A 6,630-nucleotide genomic window follows, 5' to 3' on the forward strand; every position below is an offset into this window, starting at 1 on the left:
TGGTCGTGAAGGTGAAGGCATGGTCTTCAAAGACCGTGACGAAGCTGTCATGGCTTACCGCAATGGTTATGTTCACCTTCACTCACGTGTTGGTATCGCAACAGATAGCTTGAACAAACCATGGACAGAAGAGCAAAAACATAAAGTCTTGCTTACAACTGTTGGTAAGATTCTCTTCAACGATATCATGCCAGAAGGTCTACCTTACTTGCAAGAGCCAAACAATGCTAACTTGACAGAAGGTGTTCCAGATAAATACTTCTTGCCACTAGGAGGAGATATCAAGGAGGCTATCAGCAAACTTGAGCTTAACCCTCCATTCAAGAAGAAAAACCTTGGAAATATCATCGCTGAAATCTTCAAACGTTTCCGTACGACAGAAACTTCTGCCCTACTTGACCGTATGAAGAACCTCGGTTACCACCACTCAACTCTTGCAGGCTTGACAGTGGGTATTGCCGATATTCCAGTTGTTGAAGACAAGGCTGAAATCATCGAAGAATCACATAAACGTGTAGAACAAATCACTAAACAATTCCGTCGTGGTATGATCACAGACGACGAACGTTATAATGCTGTTACAGCTGAATGGCGTGCTGCCCGTGAAAAACTTGAGAAACGCTTGATTGCCAACCAAGATCCGAAGAACCCAATCGTTATGATGATGGACTCTGGAGCCCGTGGTAACATCTCAAACTTCTCACAGCTTGCCGGTATGCGTGGTCTGATGGCTGCTCCGAACGGACGTATCATGGAATTGCCAATCCTTTCAAACTTCCGTGAAGGTTTGTCTGTATTGGAAATGTTCTTCTCAACTCACGGTGCTCGTAAAGGTATGACCGATACGGCCCTTAAGACAGCCGACTCAGGTTACTTGACTCGTCGTTTGGTTGACGTTGCCCAAGACGTGATCATCCGTGAGGATGACTGTGGAACAGACCGTGGTCTCTTGATCCGTTCTATCACTGAAGGTAAAGAGATGATTGAGTCTCTTGAAGAACGTCTCAATGGTCGTTACACTAAGAAAACTGTTAAACACCCAGAAACTGGTGCAGTTATCATTGGTCCAAATGAATTGATCACAGAAGACAAGGCTCGTGAAATTGTTAATGCTGGTGTTGAAGAAGTAACCATCCGCTCAGTATTTACATGTAACACTCGTCATGGTGTTTGCCGTCACTGTTATGGTATCAACTTGGCGACTGGTGATGCGGTTGAAGTTGGTGAAGCAGTTGGTACAATCGCTGCCCAATCTATCGGGGAACCTGGTACACAGCTTACAATGCGTACCTTCCACACGGGTGGGGTTGCCTCAAATACCGATATCACTCAGGGTCTTCCTCGTGTCCAAGAAATCTTTGAAGCCCGCAATCCTAAAGGGGAAGCGGTTATCACAGAAGTTAAAGGACAAGTTACTGCTATCGAAGAAGATGCTTCAACTCGTACTAAGAAAGTCTTCGTTAAAGGTGAAACTGGAGAAGGCGAATATGTGGTACCATTTACAGCCCGTATGCGTGTCGAAGTTGGAGACCAAGTTTCTCGTGGTGCGGCATTGACAGAAGGTTCTATCCAACCAAAACGTCTCCTTGCTGTACGTGATGTCTTGTCAGTTGAAACCTACCTTCTCGGTGAAGTACAAAAAGTTTACCGTAGCCAAGGGGTAGAAATCGGAGACAAACACATTGAGGTAATGGTTCGTCAAATGATCCGTAAAGTTCGTGTTATGGATCCAGGGGACACAGATCTTCTCATGGGAACTCTTATGGACATCAACGACTTTACAGATGCTAACAAGGACGTTCTCATCGCAGGTGGAGTACCAGCGACAGGTCGTCCAGTCCTTATGGGAATCACCAAAGCCTCACTTGAAACAAATAGTTTCTTGTCAGCAGCTTCCTTCCAGGAAACAACTCGTGTCCTTACAGATGCGGCTATCCGCGGTAAGAAAGACCATCTCCTTGGACTTAAGGAAAATGTTATCATCGGTAAGATTATCCCAGCTGGTACAGGTATGGCACGTTACCGTAACCTTGAACCACAAGCTATCAATGAAGAGTCTTACCTAGCATCTTCTCAAGAAGAAGCTTCAGTAGATACGACTGTAGAAGAAGTCGTTGAAACTGTTGAAGTAAGTGAATAAAATAATGCTTAAACAAAAAGAGGGTTATCCCTCTTTTTTTGTATTAAATATATAGAAAAGGTATATTGAATTTTATATGATTTACTGAATAATTTGAACTATAAAAGTAGAAATTTTTTTCAGAAAAATTGAGCAAAATGCTTGGTATTCAACGGCTGACATGATAAAATATAACAGCGAGTAGTTTACGAAATATAATGGATAGTAAATACATATTTATTCTAAACTAAGTTAAATTTTATGCAACTCGGAGGTAATATTAGTGAAAAATGATCTGTTTAATGATCGTATTAGTCGATTTTCAATTCGTAAGTTAAATGTAGGAGTTTGTTCAGTTTTACTAGGAACTTTAGTTATGCTTGGAACTGCTACAGGAGTAGCAGCTGAAGAAGTCGCTGAGAATAAGCAAACTGACGAGGTTGCTGTGACAACTGAAAAGGAACAGCCAGAATCTCTTTCTACGTCTCAAGCTGAGAAAGAAGATGCTACAACTTATCAGGCAACTCCAGTTGTCCCAGTTGCAACTGAGACTAAGCCTGAACTAGATCAAACAAGATTACAAGCCTATATTGCTGAGATTGAGACAAACCTGACAAATGGTAAATATAGCAATAAGACTGATGAAAGTATTGATGCTTTAAAAGTAAGTCTTGTTAATGCTAAGAATGTTCTTGTCTCTGCTGAAAGTCAAGCTGAGTTGGATGCTGCTTATCAATCACTTGTAACAACGGTAAATGCAAAACTTAAAAATAAGGTAGTAGCAGAAGCAAAACCAGTTGTGGAAGCTAAGGCTGAAGTTACTGAAAAAACTGAAGAAAGTATCGGAAAACCAGCAGCAAATACTCAGCCAGCAGAAGGTACAAATGCAATCGCAAATACAGGTCAGAACGATCCTCGTAATGGTAAGGAGATTAATAAAAATACAGCATTTCGTGCGGATACTGCAACAGCTACTGGAATTGGTGCAGACGTTGAAGACGCAACTTCAACTCCAAAGGTAGAAAAACCTGGCTTTACAACAAATATCAATGCTAAAGACATAGCCAGCCAAATCTCTTGGTTGGACTTTGGCGATGTAGCTAACTGGACAGGAACCACAACAACATCAAAAGGTGACCTTGCTCTCCAAGTTGGGGCTACCTATACTAAGGAAATTATGCCGGGTTATGTGGTTACCATCAAGGTTAAATCTTTGAAACCCTTCCAGGCGACAGAACTTTATAAAAAACGCCTTGAAGACCGAGGAGCAACAGAAGCTGAAAAAGCGACCTATGATCCAAATGCAAGAAATGGTTATGGGAATGCGACTAATACACCTGCTACGAGAGTAGCTTTTACTGCTGGTGAAGAAGCTAAAGTTATTGCCGAAGCTCAAAACCGTTGGACTGAAATTAAAAAAGAAGGTATTGACACTGGTACAACTAAGAAAACTACTATCAGTTCAGAACTTGAAGGTGGGAATATCGGTGTTCAGTTTGAAGTTTCTGCGACCTTCCGTGGAAAAGTGGTCAAACCTGCCATTGTCATGGCGGATGGTGAGTCCGCTAACCCTGGTGAAATGGTTATGTTCACCACAAACGGAGAAGGTTGGCAACATATTGGGGAATGGCCCAAGGGCAATAATAAAACTTATATTCCACAAGATACAGACAATTTATTCGGTCCAAACCCTGCCACTAATATAGATGGCATGGGCTACTATAAGTTGAACCTTGACCTACTTCGACGTTCAAATCAAGTTGGGCCAGATAAAAAAGCGGTTGCTTGGAAGTACTTTGGAAGTGCCGATTTAACAACTGGAGGTCTCGGAACAGGGGTCTTTGGACCAAATATTTCAAGTATTGCTGCTGTTCCCCTTGTTATGACACGTGGAGCGTCCGAAGTTGGCTTGTATATCGCATCTTCAGGTAAACAATCAGCCATGCTTGGATTCTTCCCACTTGATGAAGGAGATGCTCCTGAATCATACGGCAAGGCAGTTCATTCAATTGCAACTGTGGATGGGATTACCGGTAAGAAAGTAAACCAACCTTATCTCGGCCACTTGAGTCCTGATATGGATGAAAACAATACCCTTGATTGGACTGGTGACGATAAAGCGACAACGGCTGATGAAGGAATCGACCAATTGCTTCCAGATAATCTTAAAGGGAAAACCAATGAGATGATCAAGATGGACCGTACCAAACCAGGTAATTATAAGATTTCTGTTGAAGCCCATACTGATGGGGCTGCACAGGCAAATATCTACGGTTGGGTAGACTTCAATCAAAATGGAACCTTCGATGAAGACGAGCGTTCAAATTTAGCTACTATTACGAAAGATGGTATAGTTGAGTTAACATTTGCAAACAGCAAAACTTATATTGACCCTAGTGTTACTGAATTAGGGGTTCGTCTTCGTATCGCTAAGAATGCTAAAGAAATTGAAAGCCCAACAGGTATGGCCTTCTCAGGAGAAGTAGAAGACTTCAAGACTCAAATTACGCACCCACCAAAAGGGGAATTCAAGGAAACTTCTGGTCTTCAAGCTGCTAAACAAACAGCAACTGTAGCCTTTACTGCTCGAGGTTTGCAAGGCTATAGCTTAACTGAATCAGCAAAAATTGATGAAACAGTAGCACCATACATTGTCGATGCAAATGGGAACAAGGCTATTTTGGATGCTGAAGGCTACTATGTCGTACCAGGTCAAGGTAAATATAAAATTACCGCAAATGGTAAAGACGTAGATGTAGAATTCATCCCTGAAGATAATTTCTTAGGAACAGCTGATGGAATCTCTATCCGTCGTACAGATAGTAATGGCTACGACACAGGTTGGTCAACTAAATTTCCAGCCAATGAAGCTAATGTTGATACTTTGATAAATACAATGGATGGACTTTATATCCCAACCGTTACTCCAAAGGATATCGAAGGTGAAAATAAAACTTCAACAGATGTTCAAGGAGCTAGTCAAATAGCTACTCCAGAATTTGCTCTTGAAGGAACAAATAGTAATGGTGAGAAAGTTAAAATCACACCTGATTTTGATTATCCAGCTAAGTTTGTGAGTCCTACGACTGGCAAGGTTATCAATGACCCTGTTCTAACTGTAGAAGGGGAAGGGATTTACTACTTAGACGATTTGACTGGGAAAGTTACCTTTGTGCCGGAACCAGGATTTACTGGCACTGCTAAGGGAGTAACAGTTTCACTTACTGCACCAGTTGGACGAGATAAAAATAAACAAGTTCAGTCAGAATTTATAAAAACAGCTACTGCTAAGTATACTCCAACAGTAACCCCAGCCACAATCAGCTCTACTAATAAGGTTTCTGAGGATGTGCAAAATGTCCCTCAAACTCAAACACCTACATTTGAGTTAAGCAATGACAAGGCTACGAAGATTACTAGCAGGAAATTAGTAGATCCAGCAACTGGCCAGCCTACTGATGAAACCAGTGTGAAAGTAGCAGGCGAAGGAACATATACAATTGATCCTACTACAGGAGCGGTTACCTTCGCACCTGAAAAAGACTTTGTTGGAACTGCAACAGGTGTAACAGTTCAAGCAACTGCGACTATTACAAATGCGAACGATAAGACGGCGACAATCACTTCGGATGCAATTTATACACCAACAGTTGTAGCGGCTGTTCCAACAGCTCAACCAGCTACATCTAAAGATATCCAAGGTGCCACTCAAACAGGCACACCAACCTTCGCAGGAACAACTGTCCAAGTAAATGGTCAAGATAAACCTGTAACCATTAAATCAAATAGTTATAAGCTCTTGGATAAAGATGGTAATGAAGTTACAACTACGCCAGCTTATGCTGCAGATGGTACAACGCCAATCGGTACTTTCACGATCGATCCAGCAACTGGTACTGTAACATTCACACCAACTGATAAATCATACACAGGTGCAGTCACACCAGCCAAGGTTCAAGCTGAAAGCTCAAACGGTATTAAGGTTGATACAACCTACACACCTGAAATTGTTCCAGTAACCCCAACAACTACACCATCTGAATCAACTGACATCCAAGGTGCAACTCAAACAGGTAAACCTGAATTCAAGGGTGGAACTGTAACTGTTGACGGTGTCGAGAAGACTGTTGAGATCAACGAAGCTGTTCCGGCAACATTTGATGATGGTTCAACGACTAAAACTGTGGAAGGTGTTGGTACATATACAGTAGCTGCAGATGGAACAGTAACTTTTGTTCCTGAAAAGTCATTCACAGGTAAAGCACCGGCCGTAACGGTTGTCCGTGAAGATAAGAACGGAACCAAAGCATCTGCAACCTACATACCAACAGTAACACCGGTTAAACCAACTGCAGCACCAGCTGAATCAACAGATGTTCAAGGTGCCACTCAAACAGGTAAACCTGTATTCACTGAAGGTGACAGCCGTGTACCAATGAACGGTGACGTTCCAGCTATTTTCGACGATGGCTCAACTATCAAGACAGTTGACGGTGTTGGTACATACACAG

General features: G+C 42.1%; 2 protein-coding genes. Both read left to right on the forward strand.

Annotated elements, in window-relative coordinates:
* Window positions 1–2,140, forward strand: a 2,140-nt coding sequence (locus HMPREF1116_RS09405; RefSeq protein WP_000474327.1) for a hypothetical protein, incomplete at its 5' end; no start/stop codon positions are given.
* Between the two features lie 262 nt (window positions 2,141–2,402).
* Window positions 2,403–6,630, forward strand: a 4,228-nt coding sequence (locus HMPREF1116_RS09410) for a CshA/CshB family fibrillar adhesin-related protein (RefSeq protein ID WP_000786812.1), incomplete at its 3' end; no start/stop codon positions are given.

Source organism: Streptococcus sp. SK140 (assembly GCF_000259525.1).
Lineage (GTDB): Bacteria > Bacillota > Bacilli > Lactobacillales > Streptococcaceae > Streptococcus.